A 23,371-nucleotide genomic window follows, 5' to 3' on the forward strand; every position below is an offset into this window, starting at 1 on the left:
CATAAGACCTAAAATATAGGAGAATGGACTTGAAGGAGGGAGAAGAGTATGATCAAATCCGATGAGATTTCACTGATCAGACAAGTAGACATGGTGTTTAAAGAGTTAGAGGAGGAATTGGCCGGTTTATGCTCGGGGACCGTTTTTCTGCAAATTCGCAATAATACGGTCGGGAAATTTGGAATTCGTCATAACCCGATTGCGGGAAGGGATGGCCAGCTTACTCAAGAAGGAGAAGGACTGGATGCAGATCAGTTGAATTCTTTTCGGATGATGGCGATGGAGGCGTTGAAATACAAACGTTATTGGACCCATGGCGAAATCAGCTACGAGTTTGCTTTACGCAAAGGGATGGTGGTTGTCGATGCGATAATGGAATCCAACTACAACATGGCCAACTTGTTGGTTCAACGTTATTCGCCTAAGGATAAGGCTCATACATACAAGAACATTTCCTGAACATATAGCATAGCGGTGGCGGAATAGAAGCAAGGACACGTAAAACAGCGACCTGCTTGAGCAGGCCGCCTGTTTCATATAAACATCATAGGAGATGCATTACAGGTTAGAACGACCCGAAAGTTGCTGCTCCGCGATTTGGACCAAACGTTTTGTGATGTAGCCTCCAAGAGAACCTGTTTCACGGGAAGTGTAGTTCCCATAGTATCCGTCTTGCGGAATTTGTACGCCCAGTTCCTGTGCTGCTTCATATTTCAATTGTTGAAGAGCAGCAGTTGCTTGAGGAACCACAAGATTATTGCGGCCTTGACTTGCCATGTTTGTCACCTCCTTTGGCGATTGTGATGTTAGTATGGTTCGCAGAGAGCAAAATATGCGAAAATACGAAACCAGGGGAGGTGGCAATTATTGCATTTCTTTGAGCGAGTACAAATACAAAAACCGCCTTCTTATTACTTAGAAGAAGACGGCTGCTTGCATAGCTTCGTCGAAATTAGGAAATAGGCGCGTCTGGATACAATATCTCCAGATGGATATTGAGTTCAAGCGATTGTCCGGGTTGTAGCTCAATCAACCCGGTTTCACTGGCAGGCAAATCAAGGTTAGGGGCATCTGGCAGCCAGGTATACGGTTCAATGCAGTAGAACTGGTCAGCTTCGCCCTTGGAATAAATGACCCAGAATTTAAAATGCTCAGGGTCGGCCGTGTAACGCAGCCCATAGCCATCATCACGGGTCAACAGCGCTTCTACAGGCTTATCGCCAATACGCAGCATGGTATCGCAGTTGGTTCCCTTCAGATTCATTCCCTGGTTCAAGGCATTCCAGGTTCCCAGTGGAACCGTCTCACCGGTAGGGATATTCTCTTCGTCAGCGATGAATTGGTCTGTTACCGGCAATTTCAAGGTCCAGCGCCCGGGCTCGCCGTCAATCATGAACCACGTGTGCAGCCCTAAGCCGAAGGGAGCAGGGTTTTCCCCTAGATGGCTAACCTTATAGGTTTGGTTCAACGATGAGCCCTGCAGTCGCAAGGTCATCTCCAGCTTAAGCGGCTCAGGATATTGTCGAATCCAGTCAGGATCGTCCGAAGTGACAAATTCGGTTGTAATCGTACAACCTTCTTCATCCTCTTCTATGTCGCTAACGCACCAGCTCTGTGTACGGTGCAAGCCATGAATGTGATTGTCATTGGCTGTGTTCTGATCGAATTGGTAATTCTGACCCGCATACGTGAATTGCCCTCTACGAATCCGTCCCGGAGGAGCCAGAAGCGGAATGCCGAAATGGTATGGCTTTTGTAAGTAAAAATCGAGTTCGCTTTCTTCCGGATGACGCAGTACATCGCGTTGCTGGATATTATCCCATATACGAATGACGTTATTGCCAAGGCGGGGTAGCAGCGTGACTTCAAGTTCGCGGCTATGTAAGATATACGTGTCGTAACCGTTCCATTGCCCTTTGGTCACCTTTTTCATATCGTTGCTCCTTTTCCCACATAATAATCAGTTCTTTAAGAGGAACTTCAAGCTAGACTAATCATAACACTTTTTCCGGTGGACGAAAAATGGATTTGACATAGCGTGGCGGAGCCATTTATGATGGTATCAATTAAGACGCAAGACATGCTAGTTCATTGAAGGCTATAAACAATGCGATGATGAGGACAAGTAAGCGAAATAATCGTCCTGCAGAAAGCCGGTGGTTGATGCGAACCGGAGGAAGGTTTTTGCCGAATGGACCTCGGAGTGCCTGGTGGAACAGAAGGGTGATTCTCTTCTCAGTATATCCGGCCGCTTGATCCACGTTATGGATTTAAAGGTCGGAATGATTCCGAGCGGCTGACTTCAGCTTGCTGCGTAAGGATTTTCTGGCGAATAAGGGTGGTACCACGGTCTCACGTCCCTTTGCGGACGTGGGGCCTTTTTGTATTCGCTTGGCGAGGCTCGAAGCCTTGACAATACATTAACTTAGGAGGATGTCATTATGAAAACAGTTCTTTCCGGTATTCAACCCAGCGGAAAGCTGACGCTTGGCAATTACATCGGAGCCATCAAAAACTTTGTAGCCCTGCAGCATGAATACAAATGCAACTTCATGGTGGTGGATCTTCATGCCATTACGGTTCCCCAAGATCCGGCCGCTTTGACAGAGCAATCCGAAGCTGTCGCAGCACTCTATATTGCCGCAGGGATTGACCCAAGCAAGGCGAATGTCTACCTGCAATCTCATGTCATGCAGCACGCTCAGCTCGGATGGCTGCTAACTACGCTCACTTCGATGGGCGAGCTGGAACGAATGACGCAGTTTAAAGACAAATCAGCAGGCAAGGATTCGGTAGGAGCCGGTTTGTTTGTGTATCCAGCCTTGATGGCGGCAGACATCTTGCTGTACAATGCCGATTTGGTGCCGGTGGGCGAGGATCAGAAGCAGCATCTGGAGTTAACGCGGGATTTGGCCGGCCGCTTCAACCACCGGTTCGGGGATTATTTTACTTTGCCAGAGCCTTACATTCCAGAGGTTGGGGCTCGTATCATGTCCCTGGATGATGCCGCTAACAAGATGAGTAAAAGTAACCCGAACCCGGGCAGCTATATCGCTCTGCTTGATACTCCGGATGAAATCCGCAAAAAGATTAGCCGGGCGACCACAGATTCGGGCCGCGAGGTGAAGTTCGATCCTGCGAACAAACCGGAGGTCAGCAACCTTATTACAATTTATAGCCAATGCGCCGGCCTGTCTATTGCAGAGGTGGAGCAGCGTTATGAGGGACAGATGTATGGTCCGTTCAAAAAGGATTTGGCCGAAGTGGTAGTCAGTGTGCTTGATCCGCTTCAACAGCGGTATCGTGATATTCGCGAGTCCGGTGAACTGCGCAGCATCCTGCGCCAGGGGGCGGAAAGAGCAAGCGAGGTGGCGGATAAAACGTTAAAAGAGGTTCAACGTCTGATGGGATTTGTGGTTCTCTAACGTATAGTCACCGAATTGTCATAATCAGCGGGCGAGATTCCAAGGATTTTTAAACATTTACGTGTTTTGATGTGATAAAGTTTATATCGAGAGGGTGGAATCGCTTAATTTTATTGCGAACTATTTGATATAGGCTAATCCCAACTTAATACGAAATGTAGGAGGATTGAATCGCGCGTGGACAAACCATTAAGTGTTCAGACTTCTGCGGAATCCGCTGCGTTGTCCGTTAAGCCTGCTCCTCCGGGAGAAACGGCGACCTGGAGAGATTTCGTCGCTTTGACGAAGCCGGGCATATTGCGCTCTAATCTGATCGCGGCCTTTGCTGGCTTCTGGCTGGCTTCCCGCTGGGAACTGGATTTTCTACAACTTATTGTCATGCTGGTCGGAACAGGACTGGTGGTGGCAGCATCATGCGTATTTAATAATTACTTCGACCGGGAAATGGATACCAAGATGGCTCGAACGAAGAACCGTGCTCTTCCCACAGGAAAGCTGGCACCCAAGACAGTATTATGGTACGCATTCATTTTGGGGACCGTGGGCCTTGCCGTATTATTTGCCTTCTCCGGGCCGCTTGCGGGCTTGTTTGGCATCATTGGCATGCTGGTGTACGTGGTCGTGTATACGCTTTGGCTCAAGAGAACGTCCACCTGGAGCACCTCGATCGGGGCCATTTCAGGAGCTATGCCTCCTGTAATCGGGTATGTGACGGCATCGGGCCAGATTGACCTGGGGGCATGGATGCTGTTTGCTTTATTATTCTTATGGCAGCCGCCGCATTTCTGGGCGCTTGGTATTCGTCGTACGGAAGAATATCGGGCAGCAGGCTTCCCGTTGCTTCCTGTTGTCAAAGGAATTCCACGGACGAAGGCACAGATGATCCCATATCTGGTATTGTTATTGCCTATTCCCGTATTACTCTACGCTTACAACTACACCGGAATTTGGTTCCTGATTATCGGAGAGCTGCTCTCCGTGCTGTGGCTGCTGCTGGCACTGCAGGGCTTCTGGGCCAAGGACAATGATGCCTGGGCCAGAAAGGTGTTTTTGTTCTCTGTAAACCATTTAACGATATGTTTGATTGTGATGATTCTGGACACGGTCAGATTGTGATGGGGGTTATGGGATGGCGGTTCTGGGGAAATACAAATGGAGTTGGATTTTGCTGGCGATTTGTGCCGTGTTGGCCGGCTACCTGCTATGGGATGCGTATGGCAAACCCAAGCTGCCAGTCATTCGGCCAGTCGCCGATTTCAGCATGGAGAACGTGGATGGCAGCACAGTAACGCTGGAGGATACTAACGGCAAGGTGCGGCTGTTTTATTTCTTCTTCTCCAATTGTCCGGATGTCTGTCCGATTACTACCTTTAGGCTCAGTCAGGTTCAAGATATATTGAAGGAAAAGAATTTGTTTGGTCAGGATGCTTCTATTGTTTCGGTCACCTTTGACCCGGAGCGGGATACGCTGGACAGCTTGAAGGCTTTTGGCGATAAGTTCAAGGCGGATTACAGCGGCTGGTATTTCCTGCGGGGAGATCAGCAGCAAACGATCGATCTGGCTATGGATTCATTCAAAATACTGATTGATCAGGATCAGGAAGGCAATTTCGTGCACATGGACCTTATCGGGCTGGTTGATCGGGAAGGGCAGCTTCGTGAAATATACCGGCCAGAAGCAACGCCGCAGGAGATTGCCGACGGGGTTGCGGGATTGGTGCGAGAATAAACGAATAGCGGGACAACTGACCTGCCTAGAAGGCCGGCGGAGGGTATAGAATATACTCCTCCAGCCCGGCCTTTTCCAGTTGGGCGATAATATATTCCTCCGGCGTTCCTTCCACTCCGGCGTAACCTCGGCGGGTATAGATTTGCTCGGCCTCGGGGAAGGCATCGCGGAGCACCCCGCGAATGCGTTTGCCGGAGGGATCGTTATCAAGAAACAGATAGACCTCATCACCGGCCACCTGTTTGCGAAGCTTGTCCAGCTTCTCACTGTTCAGGGTGCCAAAGGTGCAGTGAATGCGGACATCCTCAGTTAACAAGCGACGCAGCTTGCTGCGGTCGTTTTTCCCTTCTACAATAATGCTGATATTCAAGCTTGATTCACCTCGAAATATTCAGGCTGGAGTCATACGGCTATGCCCTTAGTTTATACCGTGATCAGGCGGCGATGCAAAGTCTGAAGTGGCTGCTTTGTTGTGGGGGATATTGTTGCTCGTATTTCAACTGTAGTGTTTATTATGCATACTGTATTGACAAAAAGCGCTGCTTGTTGCAGGAGTGCTTTTTTGATAGGTACAGAAAACTATTTCAAATTTAAAGAAAAATTTTTAAAAAAATAATTATCAACAAGCTTATGCCGCAATAGAGGCTTGTCTGATGCGAGATTGGGCAATTTTCCACATTATCCACAAGAGGGACAAGCCCCATTTAGGTGTTTTACAGGATTGACAATACTATATATAGGTATTAAATTAATTAAATACAACAATATGTTGTTTCTAGCGGGTTTATATCGTCAGATATGGGTTATAGAAGAGATGATAGGAAAAGTGAGGGAGTAACGATGCTGATTGCGTACGATTCCAAGACGGGCAATGTAAAGCGGTTCATTCAGAAGCTCGATTGTCCTGCGGTGCAGATCAATGAGGGCATGACGCTGGAAGAGCCGTTTGTGCTGATTACATATACAACCGGATTTGGACAGGTACCGGCAAAGGTGTCGGCTTTTCTGGAGAATAATTACAAACGTCTGCTTGGCGTAGCTGCCAGCGGCAACCGCAATTGGGGCGAGAAGTTCGCGAAAAGCGCGGACTTGATCGCGGAGCGCTATCAGGTGCCGATCGTGGCCAAATTTGAACTCTCCGGAACCAGACGGGATGCGGAAAATTTCATGCAGGAGGTGAGCCGGGTTGCGGCATATTGAACTTAACAACTTATTGATGCAACGAGACGCAGACGGGTTCTTCCAGTTGGATAAGGACCGGGAAGCTGTCTCTGAATTTATGGAGGAAGTAGCGCGTAAGAGCATGACCTTCCTCAATGCCACCGACAAGGTGCGTTATATGATTGATAACGATTATTATGAGAATGTGTTTGACCAATATACGGCTGAAGAAGTCGAGCATGTATATAATATCACCCATAGCTACAACTTTGAGTTTCCTTCTTATATGGCAGCATCCAAGTTTTATAATGATTACGCTCTGAAAACAAATGACAAATCGATGTTTCTGGAGCATTATCCGGACCGGGTAGCCATCGTGGCACTTCATCTGGGACGAGGGAATGCAGATACAGCGAGCCTGCTGGCGCGTTCTATGATGGAGCAGCGTCTTCAACCGGCCACCCCGACGTTCCTGAACGCAGGTAAAAGCCGCCGTGGCGAAATGGTCTCCTGCTTCCTGCTGGAGATGGATGATTCATTAAATTCCATTAACTATGTGCTGAATACATGCATGCAATTGTCCAAAATTGGCGGCGGTGTAGCGGTAAATCTGTCGAAGCTGCGTGGACGCAGCGAGGCTATCAAAGGCGTTGAAGGGGCCGCCAAGGGCATAATGCCAGTATTGAAGCTGATGGAGGATGCCTTCTCCTATGCGGATCAAATGGGGCAACGCAAGGGCTCTGGTGCTGGCTATTACAATATCTTCGGCTGGGACGTTGCCGAATTCCTGGACAGCAAAAAAATTAATGCCGATGAGCGGATTCGTCTCAAAACGCTGTCGATTGGTCTAATCGTGCCCAACCGTTTTTACGAATTAGCCAAGGATAACGAGCCGCTTTATGTATTTGGCCCTTATAGTGTATATAAAGCTTATGGTACGCATCTGGACGATATGGATCTGGATGTAATGTATGACAAGCTGCTTGCCGATGACCGGGTTAAGAAAAGAAAGCTGATGAGTGCACGCGATATGCTGACCAAGATTGCGATGACACAGCTTGAGTCCGGTTATCCTTATATTATGAACAAGAGTAATGCGAACAACCAGCATGCCTTGAAACGGATAGGCCAGGTGAAGATGTCCAATCTGTGCACAGAGATCTTCCAGCTGCAAGAGACTTCGGAGATTCTCGACTACGGTCAGCAGGACGTAATTCGCCGCGATATTAGCTGCAACCTGGCATCCTTGAATATTGTGAACGTCATGGAACGGAAGAAAATTCGCGAGTCTGTGCATGAGGGCATGGTTGCTCTGACGGCAGTCAGTGATATGACGAGTGTGTCCAACGCTCCAGGCGTAGCCAAGGCGAACCGGGAAATGCATTCCGTAGGGCTTGGTGTCATGAACCTGCATGGCTTCCTGGCGAAGAACAAGATTCCTTATGAAAGTGAAACTGCCCGGGATTTTGCCCGCACCTTCTTCATGATGATGAACTATTACTCGCTGGAAAAAAGCATGGAGATTGCCACGCAGACCGGAGAAATCTTCGCAGGCTTCGAGGAATCGGATTATGCGACAGGTGAATATTTCGACCGTTATCTGAATACGGACTATCGTCCACTCACCGAGCGGGCAGCCGGACTGTTCGCCGGCATGGATATTCCGTCGCCGCAGGATTGGGCGAAGCTGAAAGAGAATGTGATGAAGCATGGATTATACCATGCCTATCGTTTGGCCATTGCGCCAACAGCCAGCATCTCCTACATTCAAAATGCTACATCCAGCGTGATGCCTGTGGTAGAGCAAATTGAAACCCGGACGTACGCTAACTCGACAACTTATTATCCGATGCCGTACCTGAGTGCAGAGAATATTTTCTTCTATAAATCGGCTTACCAAATGGATCAGTTCAAGGTTATTGACCTGATTGCGGAAATTGCTCCGCATATCGACCAAGGGATTTCGACGATTCTGCATGTCAACAGCAATGTGACGACCCGCCAATTGGCTCGTTACTATCTGTATGCGGCGCACAAGGGGCTCAAGTCGTTGTACTACACCCGGACAAAGAAGCTGTCCGTAGAGGAATGCCTGACCTGCTCGGTGTAATCATGCGCACGATATAATAAAAGACTTGAAAGGGATGAATGAACGGAGATGAGTGCGATACAAGCGGTCAACTGGAATCGTCCCGACGATGATTTCACGATGATGTTCTGGAATCAGAATATTATGCAATTCTGGACGGATGATGAAATTCCTTTGTCGGATGACAAGATGTCTTGGATGACCTTGAGCCCTGATGAGAAGGACGCTTATATGAAAGTGCTCGGCGGCTTGACTCTGCTTGACACGATTCAAGGCGGTGTAGGCATGCCGCAAATTATGGAGCATGTGGACGGGCTGCAGCGCAAGGCGGTGCTCGGGTTCATGGGTATGATGGAGCAAATCCATGCCAAATCCTACAGCAGTATCTTTACAACGCTGGCTTCAAATGAAGAGATCGACGAGATCTTCCGCTGGGTAGAGCAGAATCCATTGCTGCAAACGAAGGCAGAGACCATTCGCCAATACTACACCAACATCAAATCTCCGCGCGAGCTTTATCTGGCTATGGCGGCCTCCGTATTGCTGGAAAGCTATCTGTTCTACAGCGGCTTCTTCTACCCGCTTTATCTGGCGGGACAGGGCAAGATGACGTGTAGCGGGGAGATTATCGACCTGATCCTGCGCGATGAAAGCATCCACGGCGTTTACGTTGGCGTGCTGGCGCAGGAGGTCTTTGCGCAAATGGACGAGGACGAGCAAAAGGATGTCCAGGAAACACTGGAAGGGCTGCTGCATTACTTGCATGCCAACGAAGAGCGTTATACCGAGCAAATCTATGCCAAGATCGGACTAGTTGATGAAGTGAAGGCGTTCCTTCGTTACAATGCCAACAAGGCATTCATGAACCTTGGTCTGGAGCCTCCGTTTGAGGATGAGGAGATTAATCCGATTGTTCTCAACGGAATCCGTACCGAGACCAAGCAGCATGACTTCTTCTCGAAGAAGGGGAATGGATATGTCAAGGCGCTGAACGTAGAGCCATTGACTGACGAAGATTTCAATTTCTAAAACTAGAAGTTAACATAAAACAGGGTACGCTCGCATATCACGAGCGTACCCTGTTTCTCTTTTTGACAATGGAGGTTATGGGGTGATCAAGGAGACAGCGAATACGGCTCCTGGATCGCCGATGAGGGCAATGCTTCCTTCCTCCGGCAAGGTAACTTCCCCGTTGCCATGGACGACCGAGAAGCTAACACATAAGCCGTTGGCGTCATAGACAGCATAGGCTGCTTGGTCAGGAAGGCTGACGGTCATCGTTTTCCCTGCGGCTTCAGCGGGGATGGTGTACCAGCGTACCGTCTCGTCAGACTTTAGCGTAGCTACAGACTGCTGCCCGGCATAAATTGGCTTTATTGCATCTTCACTAATATAAGAAGAGCCTGCGGCCTCCAGGTATTCGGCTCCGTTCTTGGTAAGGAAACGGTACTCCGCCGTATCCCGGCTGCCTACTATTGGAATTTGATGTTGACTCACCGCCGTGTCCGGCCCCAGAATCGGTTTGTCTATCCAATATCCCGGCAAGGCATCGGGGAGAAGATCAACGCCCAGGATGGGCTCCATCAGGAAATACATAAAGGAGCTATATTTCTCCGATACCAGATAGTAAGTCTTTCCTTGACGTTGCTCCCAGGCTTTGGTTGTTTCAGGCGAGAGCTCTTGTTCCTCCAGCTTCTCCACCGAATACACATTCACCGCGAGTTGACCCAATTCCGGAACAGTCGCGTATTGTCTCTCCCAAAGATAGGTGCGCCCGTTATTTTCCTTGACGAAGCTGACCTTGGCTGCTCCGTCATCGCTGACAAAGGCGCCATCTCCAACATAAATCAGTTTTTGTTCAGGTGCTTCAGGTATCCCGGGTTGACTGATGAACAATGCTCCATCTGCTACTTTAAGATAATATAGCTGGTTGGAGCCTCCGTAATATCCCGTGTAGTCTTCCAGCTCCTTCGGCAAATCAGCTTGTACCGGAGTACCGAAGCTCTTGGCTGGCTTCCATTCTTTAATTGTGCCTTTTTCCTTCAAGGCCTGCAGAAGCAGTTCGTTGGCCAGAAGTTGATTTGTGTTGCTGGAGCCTCCTGACGAGAGGACCGCCGCCGCCATCTTATGCTCCGGCAGCACGATGAGAGAGGCGTGATACATCAGGGTATCTCCACCTTTGACCCAGGCCTTGATGTCGTAATCGCTAAAAGGGAAGGCATTTACGCTATCCCAGCCTAATCCGAAGCCCAGAATGCTGTCGCCTTCCGGCGGCCATAATCCCTTGCGGTATTCCGGCTCTCCCGTGGCTTTCAGCGATGACTCCGAGAGAATGCCTGCTTCCCCGGTAAATACGGAGGCAAAGGTTACGAGATCTTCGGCCGTAGAATAGATGCCCCCAGTCCCGATGGCATTGACCGTTTCGTTCGGAAGCTGTTCTGGATAGGCAGGGTAATAGAGTGCGGCCATCCCCTCTGTATCCATAGCGTCCTGCGGGGTTTGGGTATGCTCCATGTTTAGCGGCTCTGTGAAATGCTGATGAATAAAAGAGGTGAAGTCCATGCCGCTAACCCGCTCCACCAAAATTTCGGCTAAAGTAAATCCATCATTGCAATAAACGGAGAAGGCGCCAGGATCAGCCTTCAGCGATTGGCCCGAGAGTTGCTCCAGCAGCGTATCATGGGCATAAGTGTCATTATCCTCGAGCAAGAAGGCATTGGTCAGGCTGGAGCCTTGCAGTCCCGAAGAATGATTCAGCAGCATTCTTGGCGTAATCTGTTTGTAGCGGTCATCCTTCATTTTAAACTCCGCTATGTACTGCGTAAGCGGGGTATCGAGAGAAATTTTCCCTTGTTCCACCAGCTTCATTACTGCGGCAGTAGTAAACATTTTACTGGTTGAGCCAATTCCGTAGGTGGTATTCTTGGTCAACGGCTGTTGGCCTTGCTTATCATTTATACCGGCTTGCCCCGATACAACGATCTCTCCATTGTCGATTAAGGCATATTGAACACTGGTCGTGCCGTAAGTATCCGTCAAAAGTGCTGCTTTCTCGGCGGCAAGGGTGGATAGTTCTGTGGTCTGGGGTCCGTCAGGAGTTGCCTCAGCCCCTGCCGCCAATGCTCCATTAGGTAAAATCAAGGAAATCATAAGCAGAAAAGCTGGTAAAGCCCTTCTTTTATTCCTCAAACGTAAGCCCTCCTTAAAATGGGTTGTATAGAGTAGTACGAAGTTGGGCATTAAAGGTTTCGTTAGTGCGGCATATAAATAAAGGAAAAACACAAAACGGCCTGCCTCTGGCGGCAGACCGAATTGAGTTGAATCGTCATTGGGTTTACTTAGAACAGAGGAGCGCGGAGAATGATGACGAGCAAAATGTACAAAACCAGGATGGCTCCTGTCGATGTCCATGCACCATAGCCAGGAACTGCCGGGCCTGGTCCGCAATTATCAATAGCACCCATTCGTGTTCACCCCGCTTTCCGGTAGTTCGGTAATTACACGATCATCTTATGTAGGATATCATCCTGTTGCTCTGTGCGGCTGCCTAACTTGGGGCAAAAATGTCAGGTTGCTCCGCGGAAGGCAGGGTGCAGGCCTACTGTGCCTGTGATGGGCCGGTTCCAGCTCCCAGGGCGGTTGGGACCAGATTGTCGCGCTTCTTTGGCGGCATGATCAATGTAGCCAGCATAAGCAGGAAAAAGGCTAAAAAGTACGGTGAATGCTTGTCATGCAGCGCGCCAGCGGCAATCGGGCCGATAAAGGAACCGAGCGACATAGCGATGGACTGCAGCGAAAATACCGTACCCAGTCTTTTGCCCCCGCTCAAATCGATAAAAAGGGAAGCCATGGCCGGGAATACGATTCCTTTGGACATTCCCAGCACAAACAAAGCAATGGGCAAAGATATAAAATCCAGGGAAGCCATGGCAAAAAAGGACAAGGCAATGCCCAAAATACCGAAGCTGGCCCGTTTGTAAGGCGAATACTTGTTCAAGAACAGCATCGACAACGTAACTAAAGCACCGAGGCTCATGATGGAGAAGTAGAGCCCGGTATGCATGATTTTAGCCGCACCTCCTGCCTGCAAGGGGAGTTCAAAGAACAGGATTCCCTGAGAGCAGGAGACAATAAGCGGCAGTAGGTAGTAGCGTAGCGGAATGATCTTGATTTTGACAGGCATTTGCGCTGAGGGGGCCATCTTGGCCAGACTGCCACCTGCTTGTGCTCTGGCAGGTTCCTTGATGGTGAATATGGCGATAACTCCCGTTGAAATCATCAGCCATCCCAGAAGCTGAAAGGTCAATGTGAACCCCGATTGGGCGACCAGAAAAGCACCGGCCGCCGGGGATATCACGGAAGCTAAGGTGTGCATAACGCCATGTCCGGCCATCAGCTTGCCTTGCTGTACAGCATTGCCGGAGAGCGAGGCCAGCAGGGCCAGGCAGGCCGGGGACAAGAAAGCCAGCACAAAACCGCTGATAGAACGGAGTACAAGCAGTTGCCAGGGTTCGGTAACATGAGCTTGCATGAGCAGAATCATACCGGCAGCAAGCAGGCTGAAGATCATATAGCCTTTGCTGCCATGTCGGTCAACGCCTTGCCCGGCAATCAGGTTGCCCGGCAAATGGGTTAACGCATAAATGCCCATCATCCAGCCGATAAAAGTAGGAGCGGCCCCGAGTGATAAAGCGAACGGGGTCAAGATCGGATACTGGGCGTGCAGGTCGAAGAAAGCGAGAAACATAAAAAAATAGAGCCAGAAGGCAGTTTTCAAGACGCGTTTCTCTCCTTTCGGGAATGAACTGGTATGCTCTACTTGTACGCCCGGAGGGACGAACTTATACCCTTTTCCTAAAAAGCGTGGGCAAATTTGCGAGTAATCCGGTTAAGCTGACATGAAGCTGGGTCATCATGTATAATGTAATAATAAAATTGGGGTCTGGGAGTGTTTTAAAATCATGGATATTCAAGTATGGACTGCATTTTTGCAGGAGAACTGGCTGGTCATCGTGGTGGCGCTGGTTATTCTGTTTCTGGTCATTAACTTTGTGAAGACGGTGGTGAAGTGGGCGCTTGTCCTGATTATTGCGGCCTTTATCATCGTGTATAGCGGAATTTCATTAAACGATATCGGCGAAGCGGTTACGACGGTGAAGGAGCAGGCGGTTAGCATCAGCAAGAGCGAAGCGCTGAACATAATGAAAAATGAAGCGAAGGATGCCAAGCTGACACAAAATGCAGATGGCACCTTTACGATTACGACACCGAATTTGGAGGTCACCGGAAAGATGGGCGACGATAAAGCCAAGGTGTCGTTCCACGGGATATCGTTGGGAGAATGGGCGGTCAATGACACATTGGAAGCATTTATTCAGGAGGCCGTGCGTAATTCAAAATAAAGCAAAGGGCTGGCTACGGAGGTCAACATGACAGCATCGCTGCAAAGCTTAGGCGAGTATAACTTCATATCTGTGTTCCTGCTTCTGGTGCTGCTGGGTTCGGTGCTGCAAGGGCTGCTGCGCGGAGCTTCGCGGTCGGCAGACCGTTTGTTCTCACTCGTTGGCGGCGGCATGCTGTCACTGATTGGCATTGTGGCTGCGATCCCATTGACGTTGTGGATGTCTCCGAAAATTCAGGCCTGGTTGTCCGAGCTTCCTCTACCGGCCCGGGAGCTGGCGAAATGGGAGCAGGTTCTTCACACGATCATTATGGCCGTAAGGGATTACCCTTTACTGCGTGTTGCCCTGGTTTACTTGTTCATGTACTGGCTCGTTCGGACGTTAGCCGGGGTGCTTGCCGGGTTCATGCATGGTGGAAGCGCCTTGTTTGGCTGGCTGGCGCCCGGAAGAGAGCGGCGGGCCTCGCTGCTTAGCCGTTTAACTGGCGCTTCCATCGGAGCGGTGATTGGTGCTGCGCGTTGCCTGGTGCTAATCGCCATTTTATTTATCGTGGTAACGTTGTTCCCAGGGAGCACGTTTAGCCGCTATATAGAGGCTTCACCCGTATATCAGCAGGGAGCAAGAACGGTGATTGAGCCGCTTACCGGCGACCTAATCAAGGAGAAGCTTCCCGTGTTCACCCGCGGGGTGGAAGCGGAGCTTCGCGGTATTTTGCAGCAGAAGTATGAGGTTATTGATGCCAATATTCCTCAGGATATCGAGCAGGCTGCGGCCGAAATCACCGCAGATGCCAATACGGATGAGCAAAAAGCCCGTCTGTTGTATGACTGGGTTGGCTCCCGGGTGTCTTATGATTACGATAAGGTGAAGGATTATGAGGAGAAGGGCATCTGGCATGAACAAACACCACAGATGACCTTTGACACCAAGCTTGGGGTATGTATCGACTACTCCCGATTGTACTCCGTAATGGCCAGGTCGCAAGGTCTGGAGGTCAAGGTGGTGACAGGACTTGGTTATGATGGACAGGGGGGCTACGGACCGCATGCCTGGAACGAGGTTTATCTGTCCGAGCAGGACACCTGGATTCCCTTGGATTCCACCTGGGCCGGAAGCGGAGATTGGTTTAATCCACCGGCCTTTAGCGAAACTCATATCGTGGAACAACGGATTTGAAGTAAGGCGTAACTACCCCGCGCCTTACTTCGTTATGTTAATATAAGAGTAGGTTCAAAAAACAGATATAGTAAGCTTGGAGAAAAATGATTTACGGGATAGAAAGTAGGGGAACACAGGTGAAAAGCGTCTATGGAGAAGAGGATCCGCGCCAGCAGGAAATTGCCATGCAGCGCCATTTTAATATAAGGCTGAACATTTTTTTCTTTAGCGCCTTTGCCATTTTTACCGTGATTATCGTGCGCCTGGCCATTTTGCAGTTCGTGGAGGGGCCGACCCTTTCCCAGCAGGAGAGCAGCTTGCGTGTCAAGGATGTGCCGCTGGCACCTACCCGGGGAACCATCTATGCTGCAGGCGGGGAGAAGCTGGCCTATTCTACGCCGGTGCAATCCTTGTATATCACGCTGCAAAAGGATTACAGCAACACGGAGCGAGGGCTGAAGAACCGCCCGGAAGCGCTGGAGCTTGCCGATAAACTGAAAGCAGTATTTGACAAGTATGGAAAACCGGATACCGCGATGACCAAAGAGGAAGTTATTGAAGCAATGGATTTGGACTACCGGAAGCAAAACGGTTTTTCTCCACGCCGCATTAAGATGGATTTGACCTCAAAGGAAATTGCTTATTTCCTGGAACGGAAAAGTGAATTTCCGGGGATTGATATTTTGGAAGAAAATATCCGCCATTATGATAAGGATACGGTAGCGGTTCAGACGATTGGATATATTCGTAAATATTCCAATGCCTCGACCAATCTGGAGTTTTACAGAGCGATTCGGGCGCAGACGGATACTCCACCAGATATGCAATATACAGAAACTGAGGATGTTGGCTACGATGGCTTGGAATTGCAGTACCAGACGGAGCTTCGTGGCAAAAACGGCTATAAGAGCGTGCCTATTGATCCACGCAACATGGCTACGGGAATTGCGGAGATCACTCCGCCGGTTAAAGGCTATGACCTTCACACTAATATTAATAAAAATGTACAAATTATTGCAGAACAAGCTATCCTTGATCAGATTAATTGGGTGCATACCAATCGAGTATCGGGGAAAGTTCATCCCCATGCCAAAACGGGTTATGCCGTAGCCATGGAGGTCGATACAGGTAATGTCGTGGCGATGGCCAGTATGCCTGACTACGATACGAATGTTTGGCAGTCGGGAGGCATTTCTCCTGAAAATTGGAAAAAAATTTCTTCCAACTATCAAAACGGAACGATTACGCCAATTTCGGCGGGGCGCTCAGGACATGAATTCGACTCCACGGTGTTGCTGGGTTCGACGATTAAGCCATTATCGGTGTTAATTGGACTTAATGAAGGTTTGTTCACCCCAAATACAACATATTCCGACAATGGGGCAGCCTTCTTCGGAAGAAACGATTCGACGAGAGTCAGAAACTCTGGCGGCCATGCTTATGGACGGCTCAATCCCACTGAAGCAATTAAGAATTCCTCTAATGCATTTATGGTAGATATGGTTGGGGAGAAACTTTATTATAAATATCGAAATGAAGGAATTGAAGTTTGGGATAACTATATGAAGCAATTTGGGCTGGGTACCTCAACAGGCGTTGATTTGCCAAACGAGTATTTAGGATTCTTGGAGTATAAGCAGGAATCTGAGACGGTGCTGTCACGGTTGGCCTATGCTTCGTTTGGTCAGCAAGCGAAATATACAGCAATGCAATTGGCACAATATACTGTTATGTTGGCTAATAAAGGAAAGAGAATGGAGCCGCATGTTGTAAATAAAATTACTGATGCGCAAGGAAATATCGTCAAGCAGTTCGAGCCTACGGTGTTGAATGAAGTTGATTTTGAGGATGCCCATTGGGATGCAGTTATTGATGGCATGAGAACAAATGTCAGTGCATTTAATGGATTTCCTTATGACTTTGCCCGCAAAACGGGGACCTCTGAGCAAGCTTATAAAGGTAGGTTGCTTGAGAATGGTGTGTTCATTGCCTTCGCTCCGCGGGAGAATCCCAAGCTGGCCGTAGCAGTCGTTATCCCGGAAGGCGGGTTTGGCGCTTGGAGCGCGGCGCCTGTGGCTCGTAAAATCTTCGATGCGTACGATCAGGAATATGGACTGGATGGAGTACCAAAGAAGGCACAGCAACAGGAGAATGCGCAGAACGGGGCAGCAGGCAACGGTACAGCCCCGGAGGACACCAATCAATAAGCAAGTACGAATAGATCATTGAAGGCAAGGGGAAAAAATCCTCTTGCTTTTTTGTGTGTCTTCCCTTAAAATTTGCCCTAGGGAAACATTTTTACACTAAACTAAAAAACAAGGTTCAAGAAAACAAATGTTTACTTGTACAACTTGAGAAAAAAAGAACATATACGGAGAGGAGTTCATGTAATGAACGATATGCAAGTGAAGAAAAGCCCGTTTCATCGGGCGAAAATAACGTTGGGGATTTTGGCTCTCATTATATTGGGCGCTTGCTCCAAGGTAGAAGGTCAAGCTGATTCGGTACAACGGCCTGCAGATGGTGAGCCTATTCAGGTCGTGGCTACGATTGGGATGATTACCGATGTGGTGAAGCAGGTTGGTGGTGAGGAAGTAGAGGCAAACGGTCTGATGGGCCCTGGCGTGGACCCTCACTTATATAAAGCTTCGCAAGGCGATATTGAGAAGTTGGATCAAGCCGACATTATTTTCTACGGCGGTTTGCATTTGGAAGGGAAAATGACAGAAATTTTTGAAAAGCTGGAGAATCGCAAGCCGACAGTTGCGGTATCCAGGGATATCGATCCCGAATTGCTGAGATCAGGTGCTGATGCAGGGGGCTCGCAATATGATCCCCATATCTGGTTTAATGTACGCCACTGGATTTCGGCTACGGAGACTATCCGGGATACGCTGGTGGCCTATGACCCGGATCACGCTGATACCTATCAACAAAATGCTGAGGCATATATTGCTCAACTGGAACAACTGGATGCGGAAGTAAAACGGCAGATTGCTGAAATTCCGGAGCAGGACCGGGTGCTGGTAACTGCTCATGATGCCTTTGGTTACTTTGGGGATGCTTACGGCATTGAGGTCATGGGATTACAAGGGATTAGTACGGCAGCGGAGTATGGCTCCAAGGATGTCAGCAAGCTGCGGGATTTCCTGGTAGAGAACAAGATAAAGGCTGTGTTTGTGGAATCAAGTATTCCGACGAAATCCATGGAGGCGGTTATTGCCGGGGCCAAGGAGATGGGCCATACCGTCAAGATTGGCGGGGAGCTTTATTCGGATTCCATGGGAGAGCCGGGATCGGATGCAGATACGTATATCAAAATGGTTGAACATAATGTAAGCACCATCGTAGAGGCGCTAAAATAAAATAAGAAAGCACGATAGAAAAGGGGAACTAAAATGAAAGGTTATCCGCTGGAAGTCAGTCGTTTGACCGTAGCCTATCAGAAAAAACCGGTTCTTAGATCGGTATCCTTTCAAATACCGGAAGGTAAATTAATTGGCATTCTCGGTCCCAACGGGGCCGGGAAGTCTACACTGCTCAAGGCAGTGCTTGGTCTCATTCCATCCTTGGACGGCGACGTTCGTATTTATGATCGTCCTTATCGCGAGCAAAGAAAGATGATCGGCTATGTGCCACAGCGGGAATCCGTCGATTGGGATTTCCCAACGAATGCGCTGGATGTGGTCATGATGGGCCGGTATGGACATCTCGGCTGGTTCCGGCGGCCTGGTGCCAAGGAACGCCAGATTGCGATGGAATGCTTGGCCAAGGTCGGCATGGCCGACTTTGCTAACCGTCAGATTAGCCAACTGTCCGGCGGGCAGCAGCAACGGGTATTTCTGGCACGGGCACTCGCTCAGAACGCGCAATTATATTTTATGGATGAGCCTTTCTCTGGCGTAGATGCAACAACGGAGAAGGCGATCATCAATCTGCTGCACGAGCTTAAGGGACAAGGGAAAACCGTGTTGGTTGTCCATCATGATCTGTCGACGGTCAAAGAGTATTTTGACCATGTACTGCTGCTCAACGGGGAGTTGATCGCTGCCGGTCCAACGGAAGATACCTTTACGCCTGCCAATTTGCATAGTACGTACGGGGGCCGAATTGCCATGCTGGCCGATTTTGCCACTGTGCCGTCAGGGACGGTGTGATGCCATGTTAGCGGATTTGATAAGTTGGTTCACCGACCCGAATATGCAGTGGATACTAGCCGGATCTTTGCTGCTTGGTTTAGGCAGCGGCGTAATCGGCTCCTTCACCTTCTTGCGCAAGCAGAGCTTGCTCGGGGATGCCCTGGCCCATGCAGCTTTGCCCGGGATATGTATCGCATTTATGCTGAGTGGGGTCAAGTCGGTTGGGCTGTTCATGCTTGGAGCTATCATTTCTGGCATGTTGGCTACCTTCGGTATTTCAGCCATTACTCGTTACTCACGGATCAAGCAGGATGCGGCACTTGGCATCGTATTGTCCGTCTTCTTCGGGATCGGGATCGTGCTGCTGACCAAAATTCAGCATAGCGGGAATGGCAATCAAAGTGGACTGGATAAATACATGTTCGGTCAGGCGGCATCCATGATGCTGTCCGACGTTTATATGATGGGTGCGGTATCCGTGCTGCTAATCGTAGTGTGCATGCTCTTGTTTAAGGAATTTAAGCTGGTCAGCTTTGACCCTGGCTTTGCGCGAGGCATGGGCCTCAAGGTAGCATTTTTGGAGCAGCTGCTCCTGCTTATGACGGTCATTGCCGTCGTCGTTGGCATTCAAGCTGTAGGGGTTGTGCTTGTAGCAGCATTGTTGATTACGCCTGCCGTGGCAGCAAGATACTGGACGGATGCCTTAGGGCTGATGGTGGTGTTGGCAGGAGTGTTTGGTGCTTTGTCAGGAGTGACGGGGACGCTAGTCAGCTCGACTTTGTCGAATTTGCCGACCGGACCGGTAACGGTGCTGGCCGCCACAGCGTTATTCTTCGTCTCGGCTGTGTTCGCTCCAAATCGGGGATTGCTCTTCAAGTGGATCCGCCATTTGCGCAGTCGAAGTGAGGTGCAGAAGTATGCTGGCCACGGAGTTGTTCATCAAACTCAGACAATAGAAAGGGGGACGGAATGATATGACGGATTTTTGGATTATTCTCACCGGAACCCTGGTGGCGGCTACTTGCGGAATATTGGGTTGCTTTCTCGTATTGCGTAAAATGGCGATGGTTGGCGACGCTATCAGTCACTCTGTATTGCCCGGCATAGCGATTGCTTTTCTGATCAGCAGTTCCCGGGATTCGATGCTGATGCTGTTGGGGGCGGCGGTGCTTGGCTTGATTACCGTATTTCTGATTCAACTGCTGCAAAATAGCGGCCTCCAATCGGATGCATCCATCGGGATTGTCTTCACCGCGTTGTTCGCTATCGGTGTCATTATCATCAGCCGGAATGCGGCCCATATTGATCTGGACCTTGATTGTGTCTTGTTCGGCGAAATTGCCTATGTACAGTGGGATACATGGGTATGGAACGGTTACGATATGGGACCTGTAGCCGTGTGGATGCTCGGTGGCACGCTGTTGATTGTGCTGGCCGCCATCAGCTTGTTCTATAAGCAATTTAAGCTATGTGCCTTTGATCCGGCGCTTGCTGCTGCTGTAGGTATTCCGGTGGCGTTGTTCCATTATATGCTGATGGGACTGGTCTCATTGTCCACCGTAGCTTCCTTCGAAAGTGTTGGCGCCATTCTGGTCGTAGGTATGCTGATCATTCCGGCCGCGACGGCTTATCTGCTGACGGACCGGCTTAGCATGATGATTGTTTACAGCGTGCTGATCGGCGCCATTAGTGCGACAGGCGGCTATTATGCCGCCAAATGGCTGGATGCTTCCATCGCAGGAGCGATGGTCACGGTAGCAGGAATTCTGTTTGTGCTAGTTTTCATCCTGTCCCCTTCCCATGGTCTGATAGCTCGGTTGGGAAAACGCAGACGGATGAATTCTGCAGCAGCTTAAGGTTTGCGGCCGCCTCTTGAAATCACAGGCTAATTATCTATAATAAGAGCCTTAAGCCAAGGCTCTATCCTGAACTCATGGGACCATTTTGGTCTTGTGGAGCAGGGTAGAGTCTTTTTTATAAGCAGGTGATTGCTCTGGAAGGCTTATCCAAAGCCTGATAAGCTTTGTTGGCTTCTTGGGAATATGTTAAAATGACGGTAGATTACAGAGACAAAACACAGGGATAGGGGAGTTGCTTTTTGAAATACAAACTGCTGGCGCTCGATATGGATGGGACGTTACTCAATGATCTACATGAAATTACACCGGAAACAGAGTATTGGATTCGCAAGGCGGCCGCGGCCGGGGTTCATGTCTGCCTATCGACAGGCCGCAGCTATGACGAGGCAATCCCTTATGGAGACCAACTGAACTTGGGAACACCGATGATTACGGTGAACGGTAGTGAGATTTGGAAGTCCCCACATGAGCTGCACCGGCGGATACTTCTGGATCGTTCGCTGATTGCAAGACTATATAAAATTTCCCGGGAAAAGCAAGTATGGTTCTGGGCGAATTCGGTAGAGGGCAGCTTTAATGAAGGAAGCTGGCTGCCGGAGCTTCTCGAACGCAATCACTGGCTGAAATTTGGCTATTTTACAGAAGATGATGCTGCGCGGATGGCCATCTTGCAGGAACTGGAGGCAATGGATGCATTCCAGATTACCAACTCTTCTCCACATAATTTGGAAATCAATCCGAAGGGTGTTAGCAAAGCCAGCGGGATTCAAGTTGTCTGTAAGCTGCTTGGCTTGCAAATGTCCGAGGTTGTCGCCATCGGTGATAGTCTGAACGACCTGGCAGCCATTGAAGCTGCCGGACTTGGTGTGGCTATGGGGAATGCCCAGGAGCTTGTCAAGGAGAAGGCGGATGTCGTTACCGCTACTAATAATGAAGACGGGATTGCCTGGATTATTCGTGATTATGTTCTTACGGAGGAGTGAGTTCACTTGCTGACCGTAATAGGCTGGATTTTGGTGATTGCCTTATTTGCCATAGGCCTGGCTGGTGCTGTATATCCTGTATTGCCGGGAGCGCTTGCCATCTACTTTGCTTTTTTTGTTTATGGCTGGTTTTTCTCCTTCGAGTCGTTTGGTTCCTTCTTTTGGATATTGCAAACGCTGATCGTGGTTGTGCTCTTTGTGGCTGATTATGCGGTCGGGGCCTGGGGAGTCAAGAAGTTTGGCGGCAGCAAGCTGTCAGTCTGGCTTAGCACCATCGGTATTGTTGTAGGCCCCTTTGTGATTCCGGCGTTCGGCCTGGTATTGGGTCCGCTCATCGGCGCTATGATTGGAGAATTGATCAAGGGCGAGTCCTTGGTCAGATCGTTTAAGGTCGGGGTAGGCTCGGTGGTGGGCTTGTTTAGCAGTATGGTGGTTAAAATTATATTGCAAATCGTGATGATTGTTGTATTCGTCATCTGGATTGTTGCTTTTTAGGCTTGTTCAAAAAGTCGGGTATATGGGACCAAAGCTTATGCTTCCGATGTGCGTTTTTTTAAACACTTTAGGTTGGATGCGGCTAGGGACTGAGTAGTGGAGCTACACGTTTTCTGAGAAAACGACTTAGGAAGCATGGGTACGTGAGCAACTCAAATGTTTCTGCAAGAAACATACTACGTAAGCCTAGGCTAGGCCCAGCTGAATTCAAGATTCGATGCCGAACTTACTCCTCGGACAACTCCGTCCTGGGAAGACGACTTTTTGAGCTACCTCTTTTAGATAGAAGCGTGATGAACCCATTGCGCATGCCAATACAATCCCCTGATTTATCAGGCAGGCGGTTAAATGGGGGGGCTTATGAGTGCTAGTGAGTGCTGGTGAGTGCTAGTGAGTGCTGGTGAGTGCTGGTGAGTGCTAGTAAGTACTGGTGAGTGCTAGTAAGTACTGGTGAGTGCTAGTAAGTGCTAGTGAGTGCTGGTAAGTGCTGGTGAGTGCTAGTGAGTGCTAGTAAGTGCTAGTAAGTGCTAGTAAGTGCTTGTGGCAAATGCTGATGTTGCTCGCGAGTGTTAACGGGAAAAAGTCCTGTTAAATAGCCTCCTTTATAGGTATAGCAGGTGTTTATATGGAATTTCTCATGCTAATTGCTACCTAATTCCCGTATTTACGGGAAAAGCTCTAAATTAACGTGAGGATTAGAGCTAGAATAAAAAGTGGACACCTCGTTAAGAGAAAAAGATAATAAAACTAACTGAGGAGGTGTTCACGTGGGTGAGCAGCGGAATCGCTATAACGAAGAATTTAAAAGACAAACAGCTAAATATCTCCATGAACAGACGAAATCGGTGGAGGAAATCGCCTTAGAGATGGACATCCCAGCAAAGACGTTGCATGCCTGGAAAGCCAAATATCGCGAGTTCAAGAATGAGTC

General features: G+C 49.2%; 23 protein-coding genes and 1 other annotated feature. Of the genes, 17 read left to right on the forward strand and 6 right to left on the reverse strand.

Features of this window, described 5'->3' with window-relative positions; translation table 11 throughout:
* Window positions 1–48 precede the first annotated feature (48 nt).
* Entirely contained in the window at window positions 49–459 is a 411-nt protein-coding gene (locus C557_RS0120850; protein WP_018753798.1) for a hypothetical protein, read from the forward strand.
* 99 nt (window positions 460–558) lie between these two features.
* Here C557_RS0120850 and C557_RS0120855 read toward each other — a convergent pair whose 3' ends face one another.
* Together C557_RS0120855 and C557_RS0120860 are read right to left on the reverse strand one after the other, a co-directional pair.
* Window positions 559–777: an alpha/beta-type small acid-soluble spore protein gene (locus C557_RS0120855; protein WP_018753799.1), complete on the reverse strand. Its 219-nt coding sequence runs from the start codon at window positions 775–777 to the stop codon at window positions 559–561.
* 175 nt (window positions 778–952) lie between these two features.
* Window positions 953–1,933 (reverse strand): aldose 1-epimerase, encoded by a 981-nt coding sequence (locus tag C557_RS0120860; RefSeq protein WP_018753800.1) that lies wholly within the window; start codon window positions 1,931–1,933, stop codon window positions 953–955.
* A gap of 170 nt (window positions 1,934–2,103) precedes the next feature.
* Window positions 2,104–2,365, forward strand: a binding site (T-box leader).
* 76 nt (window positions 2,366–2,441) lie between these two features.
* On the opposite strand from C557_RS0120860, the gene trpS reads away from it, so the two are divergent.
* The 3 genes from trpS (at window position 2,442) to C557_RS0120875 (ending at window position 5,154) form a co-directional block, all read left to right on the forward strand.
* On the forward strand, window positions 2,442–3,425 hold the full coding sequence (trpS, locus tag C557_RS0120865) for a tryptophan--tRNA ligase (protein WP_018753801.1): 984 nt from the start codon (window positions 2,442–2,444) through the stop codon (window positions 3,423–3,425).
* A gap of 177 nt (window positions 3,426–3,602) precedes the next feature.
* Entirely contained in the window at window positions 3,603–4,541 is a 939-nt protein-coding gene (gene cyoE, locus C557_RS0120870) for a heme o synthase (RefSeq protein WP_018753802.1), read from the forward strand.
* A 13-nt stretch (window positions 4,542–4,554) separates the two neighbouring features.
* Window positions 4,555–5,154, forward strand: coding sequence for an SCO family protein (locus C557_RS0120875; RefSeq protein WP_018753803.1), 600 nt, complete (start codon window positions 4,555–4,557; stop codon window positions 5,152–5,154).
* Between the two features lie 25 nt (window positions 5,155–5,179).
* Here C557_RS0120875 and C557_RS0120880 read toward each other — a convergent pair whose 3' ends face one another.
* The gene (locus C557_RS0120880) at window positions 5,180–5,524 is read right to left on the reverse strand and encodes a toprim domain-containing protein (RefSeq protein WP_018753804.1); all 345 of its coding nucleotides are present in this window, start codon (window positions 5,522–5,524) and stop codon (window positions 5,180–5,182) included.
* Between the two features lie 470 nt (window positions 5,525–5,994).
* On the opposite strand from C557_RS0120880, the gene nrdI reads away from it, so the two are divergent.
* From nrdI to nrdF, 3 genes are read left to right on the forward strand one after another with little or no spacing between them, the layout of a single operon-like run.
* Entirely contained in the window at window positions 5,995–6,354 is a 360-nt protein-coding gene (gene nrdI / locus C557_RS0120885) for a class Ib ribonucleoside-diphosphate reductase assembly flavoprotein NrdI (protein WP_018753805.1), read from the forward strand.
* Window positions 6,341–8,425: a class 1b ribonucleoside-diphosphate reductase subunit alpha gene (gene nrdE, locus C557_RS0120890; RefSeq protein ID WP_018753806.1), complete on the forward strand. Its 2,085-nt coding sequence runs from the start codon at window positions 6,341–6,343 to the stop codon at window positions 8,423–8,425. Before nrdI ends, nrdE begins: the two co-directional genes overlap by 14 nt.
* Before the next feature lie 48 nt (window positions 8,426–8,473).
* Complete coding sequence (gene nrdF / locus C557_RS0120895) at window positions 8,474–9,433, forward strand: class 1b ribonucleoside-diphosphate reductase subunit beta (RefSeq protein ID WP_018753807.1); 960 nt, start codon at window positions 8,474–8,476, stop codon at window positions 9,431–9,433.
* A 75-nt stretch (window positions 9,434–9,508) separates the two neighbouring features.
* On the opposite strand, the gene C557_RS0120900 is transcribed toward nrdF, so the two are convergent.
* The 3 genes from C557_RS0120900 to C557_RS0120905 all read right to left on the reverse strand — a co-directional run bounded on the left by C557_RS0120900 (window position 9,509) and on the right by C557_RS0120905 (window position 13,181).
* On the reverse strand, window positions 9,509–11,593 hold the full coding sequence (locus C557_RS0120900; protein WP_018753808.1) for a serine hydrolase domain-containing protein: 2,085 nt from the start codon (window positions 11,591–11,593) through the stop codon (window positions 9,509–9,511).
* A 149-nt stretch (window positions 11,594–11,742) separates the two neighbouring features.
* Complete coding sequence (locus C557_RS25585) at window positions 11,743–11,868, reverse strand: hypothetical protein (protein WP_276202663.1); 126 nt, start codon at window positions 11,866–11,868, stop codon at window positions 11,743–11,745.
* 134 nt (window positions 11,869–12,002) lie between these two features.
* Window positions 12,003–13,181, reverse strand: coding sequence for an MFS transporter (locus C557_RS0120905; RefSeq protein ID WP_018753809.1), 1,179 nt, complete (start codon window positions 13,179–13,181; stop codon window positions 12,003–12,005).
* A 184-nt stretch (window positions 13,182–13,365) separates the two neighbouring features.
* Between C557_RS0120905 and C557_RS0120910 the strand changes: the two genes are divergently transcribed.
* The 10 genes from C557_RS0120910 to C557_RS0120955 form a co-directional block, all read left to right on the forward strand.
* Window positions 13,366–13,806, forward strand: a complete 441-nt coding sequence (locus C557_RS0120910; protein WP_018753810.1) for a hypothetical protein — start codon at window positions 13,366–13,368, stop codon at window positions 13,804–13,806.
* A gap of 27 nt (window positions 13,807–13,833) precedes the next feature.
* Complete coding sequence (locus tag C557_RS0120915) at window positions 13,834–14,982, forward strand: transglutaminase domain-containing protein (RefSeq protein WP_018753811.1); 1,149 nt, start codon at window positions 13,834–13,836, stop codon at window positions 14,980–14,982.
* A 167-nt stretch (window positions 14,983–15,149) separates the two neighbouring features.
* Window positions 15,150–17,171: a peptidoglycan D,D-transpeptidase FtsI family protein gene (locus C557_RS0120920; protein WP_051082486.1), complete on the forward strand. Its 2,022-nt coding sequence runs from the start codon at window positions 15,150–15,152 to the stop codon at window positions 17,169–17,171.
* Between the two features lie 183 nt (window positions 17,172–17,354).
* Window positions 17,355–18,329, forward strand: coding sequence for a metal ABC transporter solute-binding protein, Zn/Mn family (locus tag C557_RS0120925; protein WP_018753813.1), 975 nt, complete (start codon window positions 17,355–17,357; stop codon window positions 18,327–18,329).
* 33 nt (window positions 18,330–18,362) lie between these two features.
* Window positions 18,363–19,121 carry a metal ABC transporter ATP-binding protein gene (locus C557_RS0120930; RefSeq protein ID WP_018753814.1) on the forward strand — a complete coding sequence of 253 codons (759 nt, stop codon included), beginning with the start codon at window positions 18,363–18,365 and terminating at the stop codon, window positions 19,119–19,121.
* A gap of 4 nt (window positions 19,122–19,125) precedes the next feature.
* Window positions 19,126–20,076: a metal ABC transporter permease gene (locus tag C557_RS23895; RefSeq protein WP_018753815.1), complete on the forward strand. Its 951-nt coding sequence runs from the start codon at window positions 19,126–19,128 to the stop codon at window positions 20,074–20,076.
* Between the two features lies 1 nt (window position 20,077).
* Complete coding sequence (locus C557_RS0120940) at window positions 20,078–20,959, forward strand: metal ABC transporter permease (protein ID WP_018753816.1); 882 nt, start codon at window positions 20,078–20,080, stop codon at window positions 20,957–20,959.
* A gap of 242 nt (window positions 20,960–21,201) precedes the next feature.
* Window positions 21,202–21,945 (forward strand): Cof-type HAD-IIB family hydrolase, encoded by a 744-nt coding sequence (locus tag C557_RS0120945; RefSeq protein ID WP_018753817.1) that lies wholly within the window; start codon window positions 21,202–21,204, stop codon window positions 21,943–21,945.
* 9 nt (window positions 21,946–21,954) lie between these two features.
* A complete protein-coding gene (locus tag C557_RS0120950; protein ID WP_026263608.1) occupies window positions 21,955–22,440 on the forward strand; it encodes a DUF456 domain-containing protein in 486 nt (161 codons plus the stop codon).
* A 767-nt stretch (window positions 22,441–23,207) separates the two neighbouring features.
* A partial coding sequence (locus C557_RS0120955; protein WP_018752585.1) for a transposase occupies window positions 23,208–23,371 on the forward strand: 164 nt, incomplete at its 3' end.

This window comes from Paenibacillus sanguinis 2301083 = DSM 16941 (assembly GCF_000374825.1).
GTDB lineage: Bacteria > Bacillota > Bacilli > Paenibacillales > Paenibacillaceae > Fontibacillus > Fontibacillus sanguinis.